The sequence below is a fragment of the Blautia sp. HCP3S3_H10_2 genome (assembly GCF_052122375.1).
GTDB lineage: Bacteria > Bacillota > Clostridia > Lachnospirales > Lachnospiraceae > Blautia_A.
This window is the reverse complement of sequence record NZ_JBQKCL010000001.1, coordinates 103841-124415: the sequence shown is the minus strand read 5'-3', so window position 1 is coordinate 124415 and position 20575 is coordinate 103841. Positions and strand designations below refer to the sequence as shown.

18 protein-coding genes and 7 tRNA genes are annotated in these 20575 nt (G+C 44.3%); 4 read left to right on the top strand and 21 right to left on the bottom strand.

Features of this window, described 5'->3' with window-relative positions; genetic code table 11:
• Positions 1–36: 36 nt before the first annotated feature.
• Entirely contained in the window at positions 37–1077 is a 1041-nt protein-coding gene (gene argC / locus ACTQWB_RS00605) for an N-acetyl-gamma-glutamyl-phosphate reductase (RefSeq protein ID WP_441499871.1), read from the bottom strand.
• Positions 1078–1478: 401 nt separating this feature from the next.
• Here argC and ACTQWB_RS00600 point away from each other — a divergent pair, with 401 nt between their 5' ends.
• Positions 1479–2714, top strand: a complete 1236-nt coding sequence (locus tag ACTQWB_RS00600; protein ID WP_441499870.1) for an argininosuccinate synthase — start codon at positions 1479–1481, stop codon at positions 2712–2714.
• 109 nt (positions 2715–2823) lie between these two features.
• Here the strand turns inward: ACTQWB_RS00600 and ACTQWB_RS00595 are convergent, their stop codons facing one another.
• The gene (locus tag ACTQWB_RS00595) at positions 2824–3990 is read right to left on the bottom strand and encodes an AI-2E family transporter (protein ID WP_441499869.1); all 1167 of its coding nucleotides are present in this window, start codon (positions 3988–3990) and stop codon (positions 2824–2826) included.
• Between the two features lie 278 nt (positions 3991–4268).
• Here ACTQWB_RS00595 and ilvB point away from each other — a divergent pair, with 278 nt between their 5' ends.
• From ilvB to ACTQWB_RS00580, 3 genes are read left to right on the top strand one after another with little or no spacing between them, the layout of a single operon-like run.
• The gene (gene ilvB / locus ACTQWB_RS00590; protein ID WP_441499868.1) at positions 4269–5987 is read left to right on the top strand and encodes a biosynthetic-type acetolactate synthase large subunit; all 1719 of its coding nucleotides are present in this window, start codon (positions 4269–4271) and stop codon (positions 5985–5987) included.
• A gap of 52 nt (positions 5988–6039) precedes the next feature.
• A complete protein-coding gene (gene ilvN, locus ACTQWB_RS00585; protein WP_441499867.1) occupies positions 6040–6552 on the top strand; it encodes an acetolactate synthase small subunit in 513 nt (170 codons plus the stop codon).
• Positions 6553–6583: 31 nt separating this feature from the next.
• Positions 6584–7537, top strand: coding sequence for a DMT family transporter (locus ACTQWB_RS00580; protein ID WP_441500097.1), 954 nt, complete (start codon positions 6584–6586; stop codon positions 7535–7537).
• 230 nt (positions 7538–7767) lie between these two features.
• Here ACTQWB_RS00580 and ACTQWB_RS00575 read toward each other — a convergent pair whose 3' ends face one another.
• The 19 genes from ACTQWB_RS00575 to yfcE form a co-directional block, all read right to left on the bottom strand.
• Positions 7768–9615, bottom strand: coding sequence for an ABC transporter ATP-binding protein (locus ACTQWB_RS00575; protein WP_441500096.1), 1848 nt, complete (start codon positions 9613–9615; stop codon positions 7768–7770).
• A gap of 59 nt (positions 9616–9674) precedes the next feature.
• A complete protein-coding gene (locus ACTQWB_RS00570; protein ID WP_441499866.1) occupies positions 9675–11432 on the bottom strand; it encodes an ABC transporter ATP-binding protein in 1758 nt (585 codons plus the stop codon).
• A gap of 75 nt (positions 11433–11507) precedes the next feature.
• A complete protein-coding gene (locus tag ACTQWB_RS00565; RefSeq protein ID WP_441499865.1) occupies positions 11508–12050 on the bottom strand; it encodes a MarR family winged helix-turn-helix transcriptional regulator in 543 nt (180 codons plus the stop codon).
• Positions 12051–12345: 295 nt separating this feature from the next.
• On the bottom strand, positions 12346–12618 hold the full coding sequence (locus ACTQWB_RS00560; protein WP_441499864.1) for an acylphosphatase: 273 nt from the start codon (positions 12616–12618) through the stop codon (positions 12346–12348).
• A gap of 61 nt (positions 12619–12679) precedes the next feature.
• The gene (ade, locus tag ACTQWB_RS00555; protein WP_441499863.1) at positions 12680–14377 is read right to left on the bottom strand and encodes an adenine deaminase; all 1698 of its coding nucleotides are present in this window, start codon (positions 14375–14377) and stop codon (positions 12680–12682) included.
• A 327-nt stretch (positions 14378–14704) separates the two neighbouring features.
• Positions 14705–15487, bottom strand: a complete 783-nt coding sequence (locus ACTQWB_RS00550; protein ID WP_441499862.1) for an RNA polymerase sigma factor region1.1 domain-containing protein — start codon at positions 15485–15487, stop codon at positions 14705–14707.
• 153 nt (positions 15488–15640) lie between these two features.
• A tRNA-Leu gene (locus ACTQWB_RS00545) sits at positions 15641–15721 on the bottom strand.
• Positions 15722–15862: 141 nt separating this feature from the next.
• Complete coding sequence (locus ACTQWB_RS00540) at positions 15863–16261, bottom strand: type II toxin-antitoxin system HicB family antitoxin (RefSeq protein WP_441499861.1); 399 nt, start codon at positions 16259–16261, stop codon at positions 15863–15865.
• A 21-nt stretch (positions 16262–16282) separates the two neighbouring features.
• Complete coding sequence (locus ACTQWB_RS00535; protein WP_441499860.1) at positions 16283–16471, bottom strand: type II toxin-antitoxin system HicA family toxin; 189 nt, start codon at positions 16469–16471, stop codon at positions 16283–16285.
• Positions 16472–16714: 243 nt separating this feature from the next.
• Positions 16715–16787 (bottom strand) — tRNA-Lys (locus ACTQWB_RS00530).
• Positions 16788–16795: 8 nt separating this feature from the next.
• Positions 16796–16867: transfer RNA gene (locus ACTQWB_RS00525), tRNA-Gln, on the bottom strand.
• 9 nt (positions 16868–16876) lie between these two features.
• Positions 16877–16950: transfer RNA gene (locus ACTQWB_RS00520), tRNA-His, on the bottom strand.
• 5 nt (positions 16951–16955) lie between these two features.
• Positions 16956–17029: transfer RNA gene (locus tag ACTQWB_RS00515), tRNA-Arg, on the bottom strand.
• A 20-nt stretch (positions 17030–17049) separates the two neighbouring features.
• Positions 17050–17120 (bottom strand) — tRNA-Gly (locus ACTQWB_RS00510).
• A gap of 33 nt (positions 17121–17153) precedes the next feature.
• Positions 17154–17228, bottom strand: a tRNA-Pro gene (locus tag ACTQWB_RS00505).
• 308 nt (positions 17229–17536) lie between these two features.
• Entirely contained in the window at positions 17537–18016 is a 480-nt protein-coding gene (locus tag ACTQWB_RS00500) for a metallophosphoesterase (RefSeq protein WP_441499859.1), read from the bottom strand.
• Positions 18013–18603 carry an XTP/dITP diphosphatase gene (locus ACTQWB_RS00495; RefSeq protein WP_441499858.1) on the bottom strand — a complete coding sequence of 197 codons (591 nt, stop codon included), beginning with the start codon at positions 18601–18603 and terminating at the stop codon, positions 18013–18015. Before ACTQWB_RS00495 ends, ACTQWB_RS00500 begins: the two co-directional genes overlap by 4 nt.
• Positions 18600–19784, bottom strand: a complete 1185-nt coding sequence (locus ACTQWB_RS00490; protein ID WP_441499857.1) for a THUMP domain-containing class I SAM-dependent RNA methyltransferase — start codon at positions 19782–19784, stop codon at positions 18600–18602. Before ACTQWB_RS00490 ends, ACTQWB_RS00495 begins: the two co-directional genes overlap by 4 nt.
• A 16-nt stretch (positions 19785–19800) precedes the next feature.
• Complete coding sequence (yfcE, locus tag ACTQWB_RS00485; RefSeq protein ID WP_441499856.1) at positions 19801–20343, bottom strand: phosphodiesterase; 543 nt, start codon at positions 20341–20343, stop codon at positions 19801–19803.
• Between the last annotated feature and the right edge of the window lie 232 nt (positions 20344–20575).

Sequence of the window (20575 nt, the reverse complement as noted above, 5' to 3'; positions counted from 1 at the left end):
CCCTTATATGGCAAATTTTATGTTCTTATCCTTCTCTTACGGATACATCGGAACCTGTAATAATCCTTCTGCCTCATCAAATCCAAACAGCAGGTTCATGTTCTGTACAGCCTGTCCGGCAGCTCCTTTTACCAGATTATCAATAGCTCCCATCATGATGATTCTATGGGTTCTCGGATCGATCTTAAAGTTCACATCCACGTAATTGCTGCCCTCTACCCATTTCGTCTGAGGGCAGATATCCTTATCCAGGACACGCACAAATCTTTCATTCTCATAGCATGCATCATATGCTGCTTTTACCTCTTCATATGTAACATCTTTAGTCAGGGAAGCATATGCAGTAACCAGGATTCCTCTGTTCATCGGAACAAGATGCGGAGTAAAATTAATAGTTACCTCCTGTCCACAGGCATAGCCTAACTGGTCCTCAATCTCCGGTGTATGTCTATGTGTAGCAACACCGTAAGCTTTAATATTCTCATTTACTTCACAGTAAAGATTGTCAACTTTTGCCCCTCTTCCTGCGCCTGTCGTTCCGGATTTTGCATCAATAATAATGGTATTCGGATCGATCATTCCAGCCTTTAACAGTGGATAAATGGAAAGGGTTGAACAGGTTGGATAACAGCCCGGGTTCGCGATCAGACGAGCCTTTTTAATATCCTCACGGTTGATCTCGCACAATCCATACACTGCCTCATCAATAAACTGCGGTGATTTATGCTCGATTCCATACCATTTCTCATATTTCTTCACATCTTTAATACGGAAGTCGGCACTTAAATCAATCACTTTCGCTCTGGAAAGAATTCCCTCATTAACGAGAGATGCACACAGCCCCTGCGGTGTAGCAGTAAAAATCACATCTACCTCATCTGCAAGAGCTTCCATATTATCATCCATACATTTGGCATCTACCAGCTTAAAAAAGTTCTGGTAGATTCCTGCATATTTTTTGTCGATGTAACTTCTGGAGCCATACCAGGCAACTTCCACATCTTTATGTCCAAGAAGGAGACGCACGATTTCATTTCCCGCATAACCGGTGGCTCCGATAATTCCAGCTTTTATCATCTTTTGATTCCTCCGTGTATATATGATGTCAAAGTCTCGCTTTTTGCCCTGGCACCATGCTGTTAATGTGATTGTCCATTCTTTACGAACAATGATGTATGAATTATACATCTTCTTTGCATATTATGCAATAGTGATTTTTTCCTTATTTTTCCGCACCTTGCAATCTTTTTGTGCATTTCATCGCAAATTTTCCTATTAAAAGATGTATTTTTATGCAAATATAAATTAAAATTTTCTTCAATTTCCTATTGCATATTTATTAGTAATGTTGTATATTATTCTTTGTGATTAACAAACGGCAGGAAAACGCCGTTCTAGTAATGAATATTTATTCAAAATTTTATACGAATTATAACCCTATCTGTTTCAGAGGGATAAAAGAAAAGAGGTAAATTATTATGAAAGAAAAAGTTGTACTCGCATATTCAGGCGGACTTGATACCACAGCACTGATTCCGTGGCTGAAAGAAACATTCGATTATGAAGTAGTCTGCTGCTGTGTAAACTGTGGACAGGGAAATGAGCTGGATGGCCTCGAAGAAAGAGCGAAGCTTTCCGGAGCTTCCAAGTTATATATCGAAGATATCGTAGATGATTTCTGCGACAACTACATTATGCCATGCGTAGAAGCAGGTGCTGTCTATGAGCATAAATACCTTCTTGGTACTTCCATGGCCCGTCCTGCTATCGCTAAGAAGCTGGTTGAGATTGCAAGAAAAGAGAACGCAGTTGCCATCTGCCACGGTGCAACAGGCAAAGGAAATGACCAGATTCGTTTCGAGCTTGGAATCAAGGCACTTGCCCCAGACATTAAGATCATCGCTCCATGGCGTATGACAGATGTATGGACCATGCAGTCCCGTGAAGATGAGATCGCATTCTGCCAGGCTCACGGCATTAATCTTCCATTTGATGCAAAGCATAGCTACAGCCGTGACCGTAACCTGTGGCACATCAGCCATGAGGGACTTGAGCTTGAGGATCCGGCACAGGCTCCAAACTATGACGATATGTTAGTTCTCAGCGTAACACCTGAGAAGGCACCAGATAAAGAAACAGAAGTTACCATGACCTTTGAGGCCGGTGTTCCGAAAACCTTAAATGGAAAAGCCATGAAAGTTTCTGAGATCATCACTGAGCTGAACAAACTTGGCGGTGAAAACGGAATCGGTATCATTGATATCGTGGAAAACCGTGTTGTAGGTATGAAATCCCGTGGCGTTTACGAGACTCCTGGCGGAACAATCCTTATGGCAGCCCATGAGCAGCTTGAGGAGCTGATTCTTGACCGTGAGACACTGGAGACTAAGAAGAAACTTGGCAGCCAGCTCGCACAGGTTGTTTACGAAGGAAAATGGTTCACACCGCTTCGCGAAGCAATCCAGGCATTCGTAGAATCCACCCAGAAATACGTAACTGGTGAAGTTAAATTCAGGCTTTACAAAGGTAACATCATCAAGGCCGGAACAACTTCCCCATACAGCCTTTATAATGAGTCTCTTGCATCCTTCACCACAGGTGATATGTATGATCATCATGACGCAGACGGATTCATCACTCTGTTCGGTCTGCCGCTGAAGGTTCGTGCAATGAAGCTTGCAGAAGTAGAAAGCCAGAAACAGACCAACGACTGATCTTCATAAAAAATAAAAATGTAAAAAATATCTCCGGAAGCTTTTTGTTTCCCGGAGATATTTTTCAATTATTTATGCAACCATTTGTTATTCATTTCTCAAACAGGCTCTAGTGCTCTTCCAGCTTTACTTTTTTCTTATCCAATCTTTCGTACACCCATTCCCGAAACAGCGTATACAGTACAGACACCAGCGGAATGAATACCAGCATTCCCACAATTCCCATAAGATTACCGCCAAGGGTCACCGCAACCAATACCCAGATAGCTGGCAGTCCCACAGAATTTCCTACCACATGGGGATAGATCAGATTGCCCTCGATCTGCTGCAATATCACGAACAAAGCCAGGAATGCAAAGGCTTTCATAGGACTCACCATAAGGATGAGGAAAAAGCCCACCCAGCAGCCGATAATGCCGCCAAATACAGGAATCAACGCTGTAAAACTGATCAGCACTCCGATCAGCATTGCATACGGAAATTTGCCAATGGTCATGGTCACAAAGAACATACTTCCCAAAATCACCGCTTCAATACACTGGCCGGTGATAAAGCTTGCAAAAATCTTACTTGCCAGGGTGCAGACATGTTCCAGATATTTCACGGTCTTCGCTGGAAGAATCGCATATGCAGCTTTTCGCACCTGCATTCCCAGCTTTTCCTTCGCCAGAAGCACATAGCAGGAAAACACAAATGCAATGGCGAAATTTACCACCATACTTACAATTCCCATAGTGACCGTGACGGTGGAAGAAACCAGATTATCCGCTCCGTTTTTCAGAACTTTCCCTATGGAATCAAGGATTTTCTGCGGCTCGATTTCTATAGAAGAAATCCATTTTACGATTTCAGAATCGCTCTGAAACGTATTGGTAAGCCATTTCTGTAACACAGGAATATTCTCTTCTACTCTCTTCACCACGCTTACCAGCGTAGTTCCAATTTCCGGCACCACGACCAGCACCACAAGCAGAACCACCAGCACCACGAATACAATGGATAAAAACAGACTGACCGGTCTTGCCATACGCGCTGCTGCCTTTGCACCCTTCCCCTGTTTCTCTTTCGCTTTTCCGAAAAGATGTCTCTCAATAAAAGACATGGGAACATTCAAAACAAACGCCATGGCACTGCCCAATATAAAAGGCAGCATCAGTCCCCACAATACCTTCACGTATTTCAGCACTACAGAAAGATTCTGAACTCCCAGATAAAGAATCACCGCAAATGCGATCAGCCACCTTATCTTTTTCATATTTTCCTTATTTAATTCCACGCCTCGCCAACCTCTTCCCTTCCTCTTTATTTTTGTTCTATCTATTGTACCATAGATTATATTTTTTGAATAGATTTCATCTGGCATTTGTTGACACACCATCCCGCAAACGGTATAATATTCTTACTGTTCCAAGGCAGTTATTTTTTCGCCCCTGGAAGTGTATTACTGTAATTCATTAAAGCAGTAACACTCTAAGCTGATCAGCTTGGAGATTTTTTTATAATTACATGAAATGCCGGCTCTTTTTCCCGGCAAGAAGGAGGTAGCTTCACTAAATGAAACAGATATCAGGTAATAAGCTGCTGGTAAAAGCACTGAAAGAAGAAGGTGTTGAGTACGTTTTCGGTTATCCCGGAGCATGTACCATTGACATCAGCGACGAATTATATAAACAAGACGACATTACTGTAATCCTTCCACGCCATGAGCAGGCTCTGGTTCATGCAGCCGATGCCTACGCACGTACCACCGGGAAAGTAGGAGTCTGCCTGGTCACAAGCGGTCCTGGTGCCACCAACCTGGTCACAGGCCTTGCAACAGCCAATTACGACAGCGTTCCACTTGTATGCTTCACAGGACAGGTAGCACGTCATCTGATCGGAAATGATGCGTTCCAGGAGGTTGATATTGTAGGAATCACCCGCAGTATTACCAAATACGGCGTTACTGTACGCAACAGAGAGGATCTCGGCCGCATTATTAAGGAAGCTTTTTACATCGCACGTACCGGCCGCCCAGGACCAGTTCTCATTGATCTTCCCAAGGATGTTATGGCAGAGCTTGGCAGCCCGGAATATCCTAAGAATGTAAACATCCGTGGTTATAAACCGAACACCAGCGTCCATATCGGCCAGCTGAAACGCGCTATCAAGACCCTTTCCAAAGCAAAGAAACCTCTTTTCCTTGCAGGCGGCGGAATCAATATTGCCCGTGCCAATGATGTTTTCCTTGAAGTAGTAGAGAAAACCGGTGTTCCAGTCGTCACCACAATTATGGGACGTGGGGATATTCCTACCAACCATCCGCTTTTTATTGGCAACCTTGGTATGCACGGCGCTTACGCTGCAAATATGGCAGTCAGCAACTGCGATGTGCTTTTCTCTATCGGAACCCGTTTCAACGACCGTATTACAGGCAAGCTCCATGAATTTGCCCCACATGCACAGATCATCCATATTGATATTGATACAGCGTCCATTTCACGTAATATCCATGTGGATATCCCGATCGTTGCCAATGCCAAAGAAGCTCTTACCAAAATGTCTGAATATGTTGAAAATTACACCTGTAAAAAATGGCTCAATGAGATAAATGGCTGGAAACAGGAGCATCCTCTTGCCATGCGTCCCAATGACCGTTTAAGTCCAGTTGATATTATCAATGAAATCAACAACCAGTTTGAAGAAGCTATCATCGTTACGGATGTAGGCCAGCATCAGATGCTGGTTTCCCAGTATGCCCAGATCACACCTGGCAAACAGCTGATCATGTCCGGTGGCCTTGGCACTATGGGTTACGGATTCCCTGGCGGTATCGGTGCCAAGATCGGCAATCCGGATAAACCAGTTATTGTCATCTCCGGTGATGGCGGTATGCAGATGAACATCCAGGAATTTGCCACAGCCGTCCTGGAAGAGCTTCCGCTGATCCTTTGCGTATTTAACAACGAATATCTTGGCATGGTACGTCAGTGGCAGAAGCTTTTCTACGGCAAACGCTACAGTATGACCAATCTCCGTTCCGGTGCCCTCTCCCGCCGTACCAATGGCGAGGAATACCCGAAATACACACCGGATTTTGTTAAACTGGCAGAAAGCTATGGCGCAAAAGGCATCCGCGTATTCAACAAAAATGAAGTTGCCGCCGCATTTGAGGAAGCTAAGAAGAATACCAAGGTTCCTACTCTCATCGAGTTTGTGATCGATCCGGAAGAAATGGTTTATCCGATGGTAAAACCAGGAGGAACATTGGAAGATCTGATCATGGATTGCTGATTTATTTTCAGCAGCCGTTACAAACAATTATGAAAATCAGGAGGTTTATCTCATGGCAGATAAAGGAATGAAAAAAAGATGGATTTCCCTCTATGTAGAGAACCAGGTCGGTGTTCTGTCCAAAATTTCCGGACTTTTTTCCGGTAAAAGCTATAACCTGGACAGCCTTACTGTAGGTACCACAGAGGATCCTACCGTTTCCCGTATGACCATCGGTACTGTAAGTGACGATGAGACATTTGAACAGATCAAGAAGCAGTTGAACCGCATGGTAGAAGTGATCAAAGTAATTGATTTCACCAACACCTTCGTTCGTATGAAAGAAATTCTTTATATCAAAGTATTCAACTGCTCTTCCGAAGATAAAGTTGAGCTTTTCCAGATTGCTGAGACTTTTAAGGCCCGTGTCATTGACTACGGCAAGGACAGCCTGCTCCTGGAATTTGTACAGACCGCAACCAAGAACGACGCAGTTGTAAAGCTGATCAAAGAAGAATTCGGCCGCATCGAAGTCGTTCGTGGCGGTAGTGTAGGCATTGAATCCATCAGTATGATGGAACGCTAAGGGGAACAAAAAGCCTATGCAAAAACAACAGATACCCTTAAAAAACTCACTGATCCTGCTGCTTACCGCTACCATCTGGGGAATCGCGTTTGTGGCCCAGAGCGAAGGCGGCAATGCCGTAGGAGCATTTACCTTTAACGCAACCAGAAGTCTGATTGGTTCTCTGGTATTGCTTCCCGTTATTTTCCTGATGAACCGGATCAATCCCCCACGGGATACTGAAGTTTCCCATGATGTACCTTCTGGCAAAGAGAACAACAGCCAGGCTTCTGCATCCCGACCGGAATCAGGTGGTCTGCTTTCCCGTAACCGCACTTTAATCCTTGGAGGTGTCTCCTGTGGCATCTGCCTGTGCCTTGCTTCCAATTTCCAACAACTTGGCATTCTACAGACCTCCGTTGGAAAAGCCGGATTTATCACAGCATGCTATATCGTGATTGTACCCATTCTTGGACTGTTTATGAAAAAGAAATGCAGTCCTTTTATCTGGATTGCGGTTGTAATGGCAGTAGCCGGACTTTATCTGCTGTGCATCACAGATGGTTTCTCCATAGGAAAGGGAGACATTCTGGTGCTGATCTGTGCATTTTTGTTCTCCCTGCACATTCTGGTGATCGATTATTTTTCTCCGAAGGTTGACGGGGTTAAGATGTCCTGTATCCAGTTTTTTGTCTGCGGTATCCTTACTACTATTCCGGCTCTGATTTTTGAGCATCCGCAGCTTTCTGATTTCAACGGAGCGTGGGGTGCCATTCTATATGCCGGTGTTATGTCCTGTGGTGTTGCATATACCCTTCAGATCATCGGTCAGAAAAACATGAATCCTACCATCGCCTCTCTGATTCTGAGTCTGGAGTCCTGCATTTCCGTACTGGCTGGTTGGATCATTCTTGGACAAAGCTTAAGCACAAGGGAGATCATCGGATGCGTGGTTATGTTCTGTGCTATTGTATTGGCACAGTTGCCGCAGAAATCCACAAAATAGCCCAAGGGCTACGCTACAAAATATACCGCAAAATAGGGCATACAGATTGCAGAAATGATGTTTCAAACACCCTCTGGAGTCTGTAGCAAAATAATTCTGTCGCATCAATCAAGGAGTTGCTTTTTTGCAGCTCTTTTTTTCATGCTTTCCTTTGAAATAAAAAAAGAAGAGGTAAACATTTACCCCTTACTTTTTTCCAAACGATTCCTACATTTCTTACTTATACAGAATCATCCATTATACAACTGATAATATTTGCCCTTCTGAGCAATCAGCTCGTCATGGGAACCTCTCTCAATTACACGTCCCTGCTCCAGAACCATGATACAGTCACTGTTTCTGACGGTAGAAAGCCTGTGCGCGATGGCAAATGTAGTTCTGCCTTCCATCAGTTTATCCATACCATCCTGTACCAGTTTCTCTGTACGGGTATCAATGGAGCTGGTGGCCTCATCAAGGATCAGTACCGGCGGATCTGCTACTGCAGCTCTCGCGATAGCAAGAAGCTGTCTCTGTCCCTGGCTTAAGTTTGCACCGTTATTACGCAGCATGGTATTATAACCATCTGGAAGTCTTCTGATAAATCCATCTGCATTTGCCAGCTTAGCCGCTGCGATGACTTCCTCATCTGTGGCATCCAGCTTACCATAACGGATATTCTCCATAACCGTTGCCGTAAACAGGTTGGTATCCTGAAGAACAATACCCATGGAACGTCTCAGGTCACCTTTTTTGATCTTGTTTATGTTAATGCCGTCATAACGGATCTTACCATCCTGAATATCATAGAAACGATTCAGAAGGTTCGTGATCGTAGTCTTACCTGCACCAGTGGAACCAACAAAAGCAATTTTCTGTCCCGGCTCTGCGTACATTTTCACATCATGAAGCACGATCTTGTCATCACGGTAACCGAAATCCACACCATCCAGAACAATATCACCTTTCAGCTCAATATAGTCTGTTTTTCCAGTCGCCTTATGGAAATGCTTCCAGGCCCAGCGTCCGGTACGTTTCTCTGATTCTACAAGCTTGCCATTCTCTTCTTTTACATTTACCAGAGTAACATAGCCTTCATCAACCTCCGGTTTCTCATCCAGAAGATCAAAAATACGTTTTGCACCTGCAAGTGCCATAACGATACTGTTAAACTGCTGGCTTACCTGGTTGATTGGCTGACTGAAACTCTTGTTAAAGGTAAGGAAGCTTGCCAGACCGCCAAGGGTAAATCCGCCGATTCCATTTACCGCAAGCACTCCACCTACAATGGCACACAGTACATAACTGATATTTCCGATCTGTGCACAGGTCGGCATCAGCACATTGGCAAATTTATTTGCATTGTTTGCGCTTTCAAACAGCTGGTCATTGAGCTCATTAAATTTCTCAAGGCTCTCTTCCTCATGGCAAAATACCTTAACAACTTTCTGGCCTTCCATCATTTCCTCGATATAACCATTTACAATACCAAGGTTCTTCTGCTGTTCCATGAAATACTTACCACTAAGGCCTGCAAGATTCTTACTTGCGATCAGCATAACACCTACCATAACCAGCGTCACAATGGTAAGCGGCACATTCAGGATGATCATACTTACCAGCACACTGACAATGGTGATCACACTGGAAATCAGCTGTGGAATACTCTGGCTGATCATCTGGCGCAGGGTATCGATATCATTGGTATAGATTGACATGATATCGCCATGGGCATGTGTGTCAAAATATTTAACAGGCAAAGTCTCCATGCGCTCGAACATCTCGTTTCGAAGGTTGCGCAGGGTTCCCTGGCTCACATAGATCATCAGGCGATTATACATATAAGTACATCCCACACCGATGGCATAAAAACAGGCTACTCTTAAAATCGCCATTGCCAGAGGATGGAAATCCGGTGTGTCCGATTTCAGAAGCGGCAGGATATACTGGTCGATCAATGTCTTGGTAAACATGGTTCCCTGCACATTGGCAAGAACACTGACGATAATTCCGATCACCACCAGAATAATATGGATCTTATAGTTCTTATATACATAAGCCAGCAGTCTTCCAAGCATTTTGCCCGGATTCTCTACCATCTGGCCAGTTCGGAAAGCAGCGCCTCCACGTCCTGGACCTTTTACCGGTCTGTTATTACTCATGCCTGCTCACCTCCCTTGTTCTCATCAAAGTCTCCGCCGCCCTTGATCTGGGAATTATAAACATCCTGATAAATAGCATTGGTCTTCATCAGCTCCTCATGAGTTCCAAATCCACTGATTTTTCCTTCATCCATAACAATGATGCGGTCTGCACTCTGGATACTGGAAATACGCTGTGCAATGATCAGCTTGGTAGTATCCGGGATTTCCTCTGCAAAAGCCCGGCGGATACGTGCATCTGTAGCAGTATCTACCGCACTTGTGGAATCATCCAGTATCAGAACCTTTGGCTTCTTAAGAAGTGCCCTTGCGATACACAGACGCTGCTTCTGTCCACCGGAAACATTCGTTCCGCCCTGTTCGATGTAGGTGTTATATTTATCTGGCATTTTCTCAATAAAGTCATCTGCACAGGCCAGCTGACATACGCGGCGGCATTCTTCTTCAGAAGCCTCTTTATTCCCCCAGCGCAGGTTTTCCAGAATCGTGCCGGAAAACAGCACATTCTTCTGTAATACAACTGCCACCTGGTTACGCAGACTGTCCATATGGTATTCCCGGACATCCACACCGCCAACTTTTACAGAACCAGCGCTTACATCATAAAGACGGCTGATCAGGTTTACAAGACTGGATTTGGCACTTCCGGTTCCACCGATAATACCGATGGTTTCTCCGGCATGAATAGAAAGGTTGATGTCCTTCAGTACCGGCTCCTGGCTGTTTTTCTTATAACTGAAATCAACATGGTCGAATACAATACTTCCATCTGCAACTTCCATAACCGGATTCTGCGGATCACACAGGTCTGCATTCTCATTGATAACTTCAGTCACACGCTCTGCGCTTGCTGCACTCATGGTAATCATAACAAATACCATAGAAAGCATCATAAGGCTCATCAGGATATTCATACAATATGTAAGAAGACTCATCAGCTCACCTGTGGTCAGGCTGCCTCCCACGATCATCTTCGCGCCAAGCCAGCTGATTCCAAGGATACAGGCATACACAGTAAACTGCATGACCGGCATGTTCATAACAACCAGCTTCTCAGCTCTTACGAACATTTCATAAACCTTATTGCAGGCTTTCTGGAACTTGGTAGTCTCATAATCCTCACGCACATAAGCCTTCACAACACGGACTGCATTGATATTCTCCTGTACGCTGGCATTCAGATCATCATATTTTTCAAATACTTCCTGGAAATACTTCGTAGCCTTCTTCATAATAAATATGAGGAAGCTGCCCAGGAAAATAACAGCCACAAGGTAAATGCTGGCAATCTTTGCATTGATCATAAACGCCATCACCATAGCACAGATCAGGCTGGCCGGGGCACGGGTACACATACGCAGGATCATCTGGTATGCGTTCTGCAAGTTGGTCACATCTGTAGTCAGACGGGTGATCAGACTGGCAGTACTGAATTTGTCAATGTTTGAAAATGAAAATGTCTGGATATTGGTATACATAGCTTTACGCAGGTTACGTGCAAAACCGGAGGATGCATATGCTCCGTATTTACCGCCTAAAATACCTGTCACAAGCCCTGCTACCGCAAGAAGCGCCATAATGGCACCTTTCTGGTAAAGATAGCTGATATTACCGGCTTCCACACCGTTATCGATCATATCTGCCATTACAAGAGGAATCAAAGTCTCCACCAGTACCTCCAGTATCATAAATACAGGAGTGAGGAAGGAAGCCTTCTTGAACTCTTTTACCTGGGCAAGCAATGTCTTTATCATCAGGTTCTCCCCTTTCTTGTTTCTTTGTTTTTGGTTTCTTAGTTTCTTTTGTCCTTCTTATTTTTCTTTTTCACCTTACTGTTGGTTCAGATTGCAATCCCTGACAGCATTTTCCTTGATCATGTACAGAACTTCCAGAAAACATTCCAGCTTTTCCTTTGGGATATCTGCGCTTAATATCTTCTGGATCCGGTCGAAATTCTCCATAATCTCCAGCTGGAATTCCATTCCTTTCTCAGTAAGCACCAGTCGCTTCAGCCTGGCATCTCTTGGAATCGATTCCCTGGTGATAAGCTGTTTCTTCTCCATAGCCCCAAGAATACCGGAAGCCGTAGAGCGCGCCATCTGAAATTCTGCTTCCAGATCCTTCTGAAAAACATCCTGGCCGGAATGACGGTACAGATACCCGATGATCCAGCCCTGCATGCGATTGATTCCGGCTTTCTCATCAACCTTGGACTGATAGGCATTTACAAGACGGCCTATGGTAAGATCCAGCGACCGTACCTCATGTCCGATATGTCTTTCTGTCCAATTACAGCCATCAGGACCATATTTTTTCTTCTGTTCCTCCATATTTCCCTTCTTTCGCAGGTTTGAGCGCGTTTGAAAAATCATTCCTGCAATCTCCCACAAAGTAGGACGCACATCTACTTCGTAGAAAGCCTTTTTCAAACACGCTCTGGCACCTTTTTTAATTCCCCAAAAAATAGTTCGTGTACGGACTGTTCGTCTTCGAACTGTTCGAGCACGAACTAATTATAATAACTGATTATTCATCTGTCAACTGTATTTTTGAAAAATATCCTCCATTTGATATTCCTAAAATGAATAAAATCTCCCAAATTAACATATACCGAAAAACACAAAAAAAGCGCCGGGAACAGATTTCTCCATTCCCGACACTTTCCCATTATTTAGAGTAAAAGCTCCATTCACTTTCGTCCACCGGCAGATCTTCCACCTGATAATTTTCAATCCGGATAAAACTTCCCATCTCGATTTCCTGGATCATTCTCTCTATTCCCGAAAGCTCACCCTGTACTTCCATCTCCACTCTTCCATCCCACAGGTTGTCTACCCAGCCAGTAAGATCATTGGCTCTTGCCGCATTCGTAGCCCGGAAGCGGAATCCGACTCCCTGTACCTGTCCGGAAAAATAGATGTGTTTTCTTACTTTCGCCATCTTCCGTCACTCCTTATATTCCTATCATATACGCATCAGAAGACGCTTTCAAGTAATATTTTTAATAAAAATTCCCATTCTCCACATCATAAATTCCCCGTGGCGTAATTCTGATCTGGGGAATCACCGGCAACGCCATGAAGGATAAAGTGATAAAAGGATCGTGACCGTTTTTCACACCCATTTCATGGGCTTTTTGAATCATCCGTTTCAAAGTCTCATTATCCCTCTCAAAGCCATTGTCACTCATCAGTCCCATGACCGGTAACGCCAACGTATCAAATACCTTATGGTTCTCTACAATCGTATATCCCCCCTGGGTACGGATCAGTTCACGTACAGCAAGTTCCATGTCCTCATCATTATCCCCGATCACGATAATATTGTGGGAATCGTGGGAAACACTGGACGCAATCGCTCCTCCCCGGATTCCAAAGCCACCGATCACACCACAACCGATTTTTCCAGTTGCTTTGTGCCTTTCCACGACCGCAATTTTCTGATAATCATCATCAGACCGGAATTCACAGGGACCGTCAGACAGATGCAAGCTTCCTTTTCTGGTAGTAATCTGCCCCTCTTCCGCAAGAATGACCGGGAAATTTCCATCTACTGCTTCCAGCAGGAAATCTTTCTTGGAAAATCCAGCCACATGTACCGTATTTTTCAATTCAGATGCGCATGGTTTTATAACAATATTCGCATTTTTATCAACCAGTTCCCCTTTATAGTAGACATCTTCTATGGCAACGCTGACAAGATCCGACAAAATCAGAAGATCTGCCTGTCTGCCAGGAGCAACAGCGCCTTTGTCTTTCAGTCCATAGCAATCAGCAGCATTGATAGTCGCCATTTTTATGGCAGAAACCGGATTCATCCCAAGACGGATTGCCTTCCGCACATTATGGTCAATATGGCCCTCCCGTTGAATGTCTTCAATATGCTTATCATCCGTGCAGAAGCAAAATCCTTCCCCGTTCATATGGCGCTGTACCAATCCGCCTACCAAGGCTTCCAGATTCCTGGCAGCACTGCCTTCGCGGATCAGAACAGTAAGTCCATTGCGCCGTTCCCGCATAGCATAATCAAAGAAGCTGCACTCATGATCTGTAGCAATTCCAGCTAATGCATAAGCCTCCAGGTCACCTTCTTCCAGGAATGGAGCATGTCCATCGCGGATCCTTCCTTCAAAAAGCCCCAGCTTATCGTGCATGTCTTTCTCTCCCTGTACTACAGAGACACTGTCCATTACTTCTCCCAGCCCAAGAATGCGGCTATTGTCCAGATAAGGCGCCATATCTTCTGCTGTCAATGTACAGCCGTTATCGTCAATAGAAGTGGCAGGAACACAGGAAGGCATCATCACGTACACATTTGCTTTCACATCCTCTGTCTGCTCCAGAATATAGTCAATGCCTGCCAGACCAGATACATTGGCAGATTCATGAGGATCCACAATGAATGTAGTGGTTCCATGTCTGGATGCCACAGTTACCAGCTCTGCCGGAGTCACCAGTGTAGATTCCAGATGGAGATGACTGTCAATAAATCCCGGGCACACATATTTCCCGTCAAGTTCCCGCTCTTCTCTGCCGTGGAAGCTGCCAACTCCCACGATGATTCCGTCCTGAATCGCTATATCTCCACGGATGATCTCTTCTGTAAAAACATTGACAATTCTGCCATCCTTCAATACCAGTTCTGCCGGTTCCAGTCCCCGTGCAATTCTGGAATACTGTCGATATTTTTCTAAATTCATATGTATCCTCCTTTCATTTTCAAATAATATTTTTGTTCATCTAAAAATATTTTGATTATTATTTATGATAGTAACACTTGTATAGCAGAATTTCAATGTGATTTTTCATAAAATCTTTTTTCCAACAGATTTAATTTCCTGTTACCACATCACCGATATGAGCTTTCTTTTGTATCATATGAGATTCCAATAAGTTTTCCTAATATAAAAAGCCTGCCGATAACTGTACGGCATCATCTCCTATCAGGCAGATAAGGGATAATGAAGTGTTACCAACAGGCTTTTCCATTTTTTCAATATATTTTAATTTTTATACTATAAATAACTTTATTTGTCATCACCAGTGAGGCGCAGAATGTCCCGGATCTCATCCACCTTCATATCCAGGATTACAGCCAGCTCATCAATGGTAAAACGATTCTCGCCATCATCATCGGTCAGGTCCTTCACTGCGGATTCCAGCTTCTCCACCTTCGCTACCAGGCAGTCATCCTGGAATTTCTGCTGGGTCTGCTCTTCAATGGCAGCAATAATTCCTTTGCGCAGCTGAAGACGCAGCCAGGCGTCATCCTTGTGAGCCGTTTCAGGATCGGACAGGGCCATGAGCAGCACCACATTAGCCTCCTGGATCAAGTCTGCCAGGTGAATTTCCGCACAATTCATATCGGATGCCATTTTCGCTGCAACCGGCAGATAAATACTGGTAAGAGCCGCTTCTGCGATGGCATCTCCCTCTGCCAGATTCTCAAATAATGTATGAAGCATCTCCTGGCTTACATTTCGTCCTTTACCAGATGCTTCAACCTCTGTCAGGTATTCCTTCAGATAAGCTTCCTCTTCTGGTGTCAGCGGCGTGCTGGTTCCATGGGACTCCAGCTCTGTTTCGCCAGCTTCCCCCTCTTCCTTCTCGGCTGCTGTCACTGCTGCATCTTCTCCCTCTATCGTAATCCCCTGTAATTTCAGATATTGCAGTACTTTCACCATCTGACTGGTCTCAAGATCGGTGCTTGCAAAGTACTCCCGTATCTGCTCATGGGTCAGCAGGTTTCCGTTCTGCTTTCCAAGCTCACAGATTTCTCTTAATTTTTCCTGAAACTGAACAACATCCATAATGTTCCTCCATACTTCGTCCATTCTGTAATTCTATTGGGTAAACTATAGCAAATTCATATTAAAAAATCAAGGCAACGCTTCAGGGCAAACCTCAAAAAAAGATCCGGGTCACACTCTCTACCGGGAATCTGATCCGAATCTATTCTCTCCTGCGGATGACAGGACTTGAACCTGCACGTCGTAAACACCAGAACCTAAATCTGGCGCGTCTGCCAATTCCGCCACATCCGCATGTACCTGTTTTCTTTTTCATATTTTAAAGAAAAATAAGACTTAATCATAATACGTGATATTTAATTGCTTGTCAAGCCCTTATTTATAGCCCGTCACACATCCAGCAAATGCTTTGCAATGAGCAATAGCTCCTCCCCGTTATCGATTTAACCCCAGTCTTACCAGTAAAGCTTCCTGCAGCGTCTGGGAAAAATTTATATTCTCCCGCATTGCCGCTTCATTTAGCCATTCAGGAATGCTTAAAGTTTTCTTTACTGCCCGCGAACAATTCTTTCTCCGGTATTCTGCCAGATCAAATTCTATAATCACCAAAATTCCATCTTCAAGTGTAATCTCATCCGGGCTTGAAGGTATCGGAAAACTCTCTTTCTCTCTTTCCATTGATGTCAACGCCAGTCCCAACGCATCAAACGCCATTTCATATGCCTGCTGCATATTTTCCCCTTGTGTCATACATTCTGGTATGTCCGGAAATGTAACCCAGAAGCCCCCTTCCTCTGCTTTATGAAAAACTGCCGGATAAAACATTCTATTCATAATCTGTCTCCATTCTTTCAATCACTTTAGACCAGCCTGCTTTAATATTGCCTGTTCCAAACCCGTTTTCAGTTCCTTTGTATGATATGGCACTATTACTGTTTTTCCATTATTCTTATTTTTCATTTTTATATGCGAACCATTACTGCTTATTTCCACAAAGCCATTCTTTTTTAATAATTTTATCATCATTTTAGAACTTAATGGCATTTCTCCTCTTTTATAGGTTAACACGTAATATCACGTATGTCAATGTAGTGTTTTTTATACTGTGTTTTAATTTTCGGGGATATTTTCTGGGACAAATTTGGGACATCTTATTTGCAGCTAGACAATTCCGAGACATTGTTGAGACACTTTTCTAAAGCCATTCCAAAATACCAATAGAAATCTATAAGAAACAAAAAAACCGGAAACCCTCAATTTACAAGGCTTCCGGTTCTCATTTGTAAGTGAAGCATCGGGGATTCGAACCCCGGACAACTTGATTAAAAGTCAAGTGCTCTACCAACTGAGCTAATGCTCCATATAGGACTGGGCTAGCTGGATTCGAACCAGCGAATGCAGCAGTCAAAGTGCTGTGCCTTACCGCTTGGCGATAGCCCAAAGGCAAAGGGTGGATACAGGGATTCGAACCCTGGGCCTCCAGAGCCACAATCTGGCGCGCTAACCAACTGCGCTATATCCACCACAGCGTGTCAGAAGGGATTCGAACCCCCGACCCACGGCTTAGAAGGCCGTTGCTCTATCCAGCTGAGCTACTGACACATATCTCTCTTCATCAGAGAAGCGGGTGATGGGAATCGAACCCACGTATCTAGCTTGGAAGGCTAGTGTTCTACCATTGAACTACACCCGCATTTACGCTGAAACGGTAATGTTGTTACAGCAGTCGGGGTGACAAGATTCGAACTTGCGGCCTCCTGGTCCCAAACCAGGCGCTCTAGCCAAACTGAGCCACACCCCGATGTCTTACAACATCATTTCTATGAAGTTGTGATTCCTTGTTCTCTCAAGAATTTATTTTTTCTCGCTCAAGGCAAGAGTTATTATATTATATGGTCTACCATTTGTCAACACCTTTTTTCATATTTTTTTATATTTTTTTCAAAAAAAGATGCAATTCCCGAAAACCCGCTAAAAATGCGGGTTTCTGGGCTCTTCTCTCCATGGATTTACTCTATTTGATACTATTTTTTTCAAATTTCGTTTTAATTTTTTTATTTTTTCTCGCTAAAAGTATAAATCATTTTAGAACCTTTGAACCGTTTTGGATCATAAAAAATAAATTTCAGCTTCCGGCTCTTTTCCTTTTTCCAGGTTCATCACCACATAGCTTGGTCTGCGTCCTTCCTGCCTTGGAAAAGAAAGACTGCCCGGATTGATCACAAGAACACCATTCTTCTTCTCAATCACCGGTTTATGTGTATGACCGAAAAATACAATCTCACAGTCCCTTGCTGCTGCCTCTTCTGAAACGCCGTAAAGATCCATGGACACACCATAATTATGTCCATGGGTCACCATGATCTTGTGCCCTTCCAGCACGATCTCCTCTTCTCTTGGAAGATCACTGAAAAAATCATTGTTTCCAGCTACGATCGTGCATGGGCATTCTGCCAGCGCCTCAATAAAAATTTCTCTGCCCTCTACATCCCCACAGTGGATCAGATAATCAAAGGGACGCGCCTGTTCCACAGCCCTCTCCAGCCTTTCATCCCTTCCATGGGTATCACTGACTACCAGTATTTTCATCGCAATTCTTCCTTAATCGCCTGCAGGGCTTTCCCCCTGTGGCTGATCTTATTCTTCTCTTCCATGGACAGCTCTGCGGAAGTACAGCCATATTCCGGCAGGAAAAAGATTGGATCGTAACCGAATCCGTTAGCACCTTTTTCCTCATATCCGATCCTGCCTTCCATAGTTCCCCGTACCGTCTCTACCCTTCCATCCGGAAAAGCAGCTGCAATTGCACAGACAAAGCGGGCTGTACGCTTTTCATCCGGCACTCCCTCAAGTCTCTGGATCAGATTGGCATTTTTAATATGATAATCGGTATGCTCGCCCATATAACGTGCAGAATATACCCCCGGCTCCTTATTCAGGTAATCAATCTCAAGTCCGGAATCATCTGCCAGAACGATTTCCCCGTTGCTGGTAAGCTTACTTATAGCAGTTGCCTTGATCACTGCATTATCTTCAAAGGTTTTTCCATCTTCTACAATATCGGCCTGGATTCCGGCTTCCTTCATGGACACTATCTCTGCATCCAGATCAGCTAATATCTCACGGATTTCTTTCATTTTATCCGCATTTCCTGTTGCAAAAATAATTTTTTTCATTCGTTCGTGCCTTCTTTCTTATCCTGTGGCTGGCTGCGTCTTGGCGGCTTCGGTCCCAGGAACTGGTAGAAATATGTTTTCAGCATTCCATTATAAATCTTGCGGTTCTTATCTGCTTTGCGTCCAATATCATTCTCCGCCTTATCATAAGAAGTGATAAGATACATGGACCACTTATCAAGTCCACGGTAGCTTTCCCCGATTTCACGGTAAAGCTGTGGCAGGGCAGCTTTTTCTTCCAGACGCTCCCCATATGGCGGATTTGTGATAATGAAGCCATATGGCTTAGGATGATGCAGCTCCTTTACCGGTCTCTGCTGAAAATGGATCAGGCTGTCTACGCCTGCAAGCTTGGCATTTGCACGGGCAGCCTTCAGGACTTCCCCATCAATATCATAGCCCTGGATGTCTGTCTCGATTTTCAGATTTACACGGTCCTGGGCCTCTTCTACAGCCTCATACCAGCAGCGTCTTGGCACAACATGCTTCCAGTCCTCAGCAAGGAAGGAACGGTTCATTCCCGGGGCTATATCTGCAGCCATCATAGCCGCCTCGATTGGAAAAGTACCGCTTCCACAAAATGGATCAACTAAACTTCTGTCTTTTTTCCATGGGGTTAACATAATAAGGGCACTGGCAAGAGTCTCTGTGATCGGTGCTTTCACAGTCATCTGGCGGTATCCTCTTTTATGCAGGGAAACTCCTGAGGTGTCGATTCCGATGGTTGCCACATCCTTCATGAACGCCACACGGATAGGAAAGCTTGCCCCATCCTCAGGGAACCAGGAAACGTTATATACGCCCTTCAGGCGCTCCACAATGGCCTTTTTCATAATAGACTGGATATCCGACGGGCTGAACAGCTTACTCTTCACAGAATTGGCTTTTGCCACCCAGAATTTGCCATCAGCAGGAATGTAACGCTCCCATGGCAGGGCTTTGGTCGCCTCAAAAAGCTCATCAAAAGTTTCCACCTTCACCTCTGCGACCTTCAGAAGAATACGCTCTGTGGTGCGCAGAAAAATATTTGCATCTGCAATTCCCTGGGCATCTGCCAGGAATGTCACCTTGCCATCTTCTACTTTGCTGATCTCATAGCCAAGATCCAGTATTTCTCTTTTTAAAACCGCTTCCAGCCCAAAATGGCAGGGAGCGATCAATTCAAATCTTTCTGTGCTCATTCACCTTTTTCCCTTCTTAAAGTGCTATGCTCTTTACTACATTTCCCTGGAAATCCTTGATGGAAAAAACACCATTTTCCAATACTGCATATGTAGGCGGATTTCCCTCCTTCGGAATGGACACAGAGCCTGGATTTAGCAGGATATAACCATCCATCTTCTCAGCCTTCAGCACATGTGTATGGCCATGGATCAGAATATCCCCTTCACATAGCGGAGGAAGGTTGTTCTGATTATAAATATGGCCATGAGTCGCATAAAATGTTCTGCCCTCAATAGCCAGAATGCAATAATCTGCCATTACCGGGAAATCCAGAACCATCTGGTCTACTTCTGCCTCACAGTTTCCCCGGACAACATACAGCTTATCCTTCATGGCATTCAGCATAGGGATTACCTGCTTCGGTGCATATTCCTTGGGCAGATCATTTCTCGGGCCATGATAAAGCAGATCGCCCAGCAGGACCAGGCGCTCTGCTCCTTCTTTTTCAAACGCATCCAGCATTTTCCTGCAGCAATAGGCAGAACCATGGATGTCTGACGCAAACATATATTTCATAAGTCGCATTTCTCCTCTGTTTCTATAGTCTGAAATATCAATATATAAACCGTTTTTTCATTTCGTATATCCCATTTTGTACAGGGATATTTTCCTTTTTACCTTATCATGCCTTGGGGGAAATTACAAGATATTAACTGTGGCTTTCAAAATTCGTAACTGTTCAGTACCTTCACAGTTACGAGCCAAAATGCATTCCAAATCACCTGCGGTGATGGCATTTTGGCTTGTA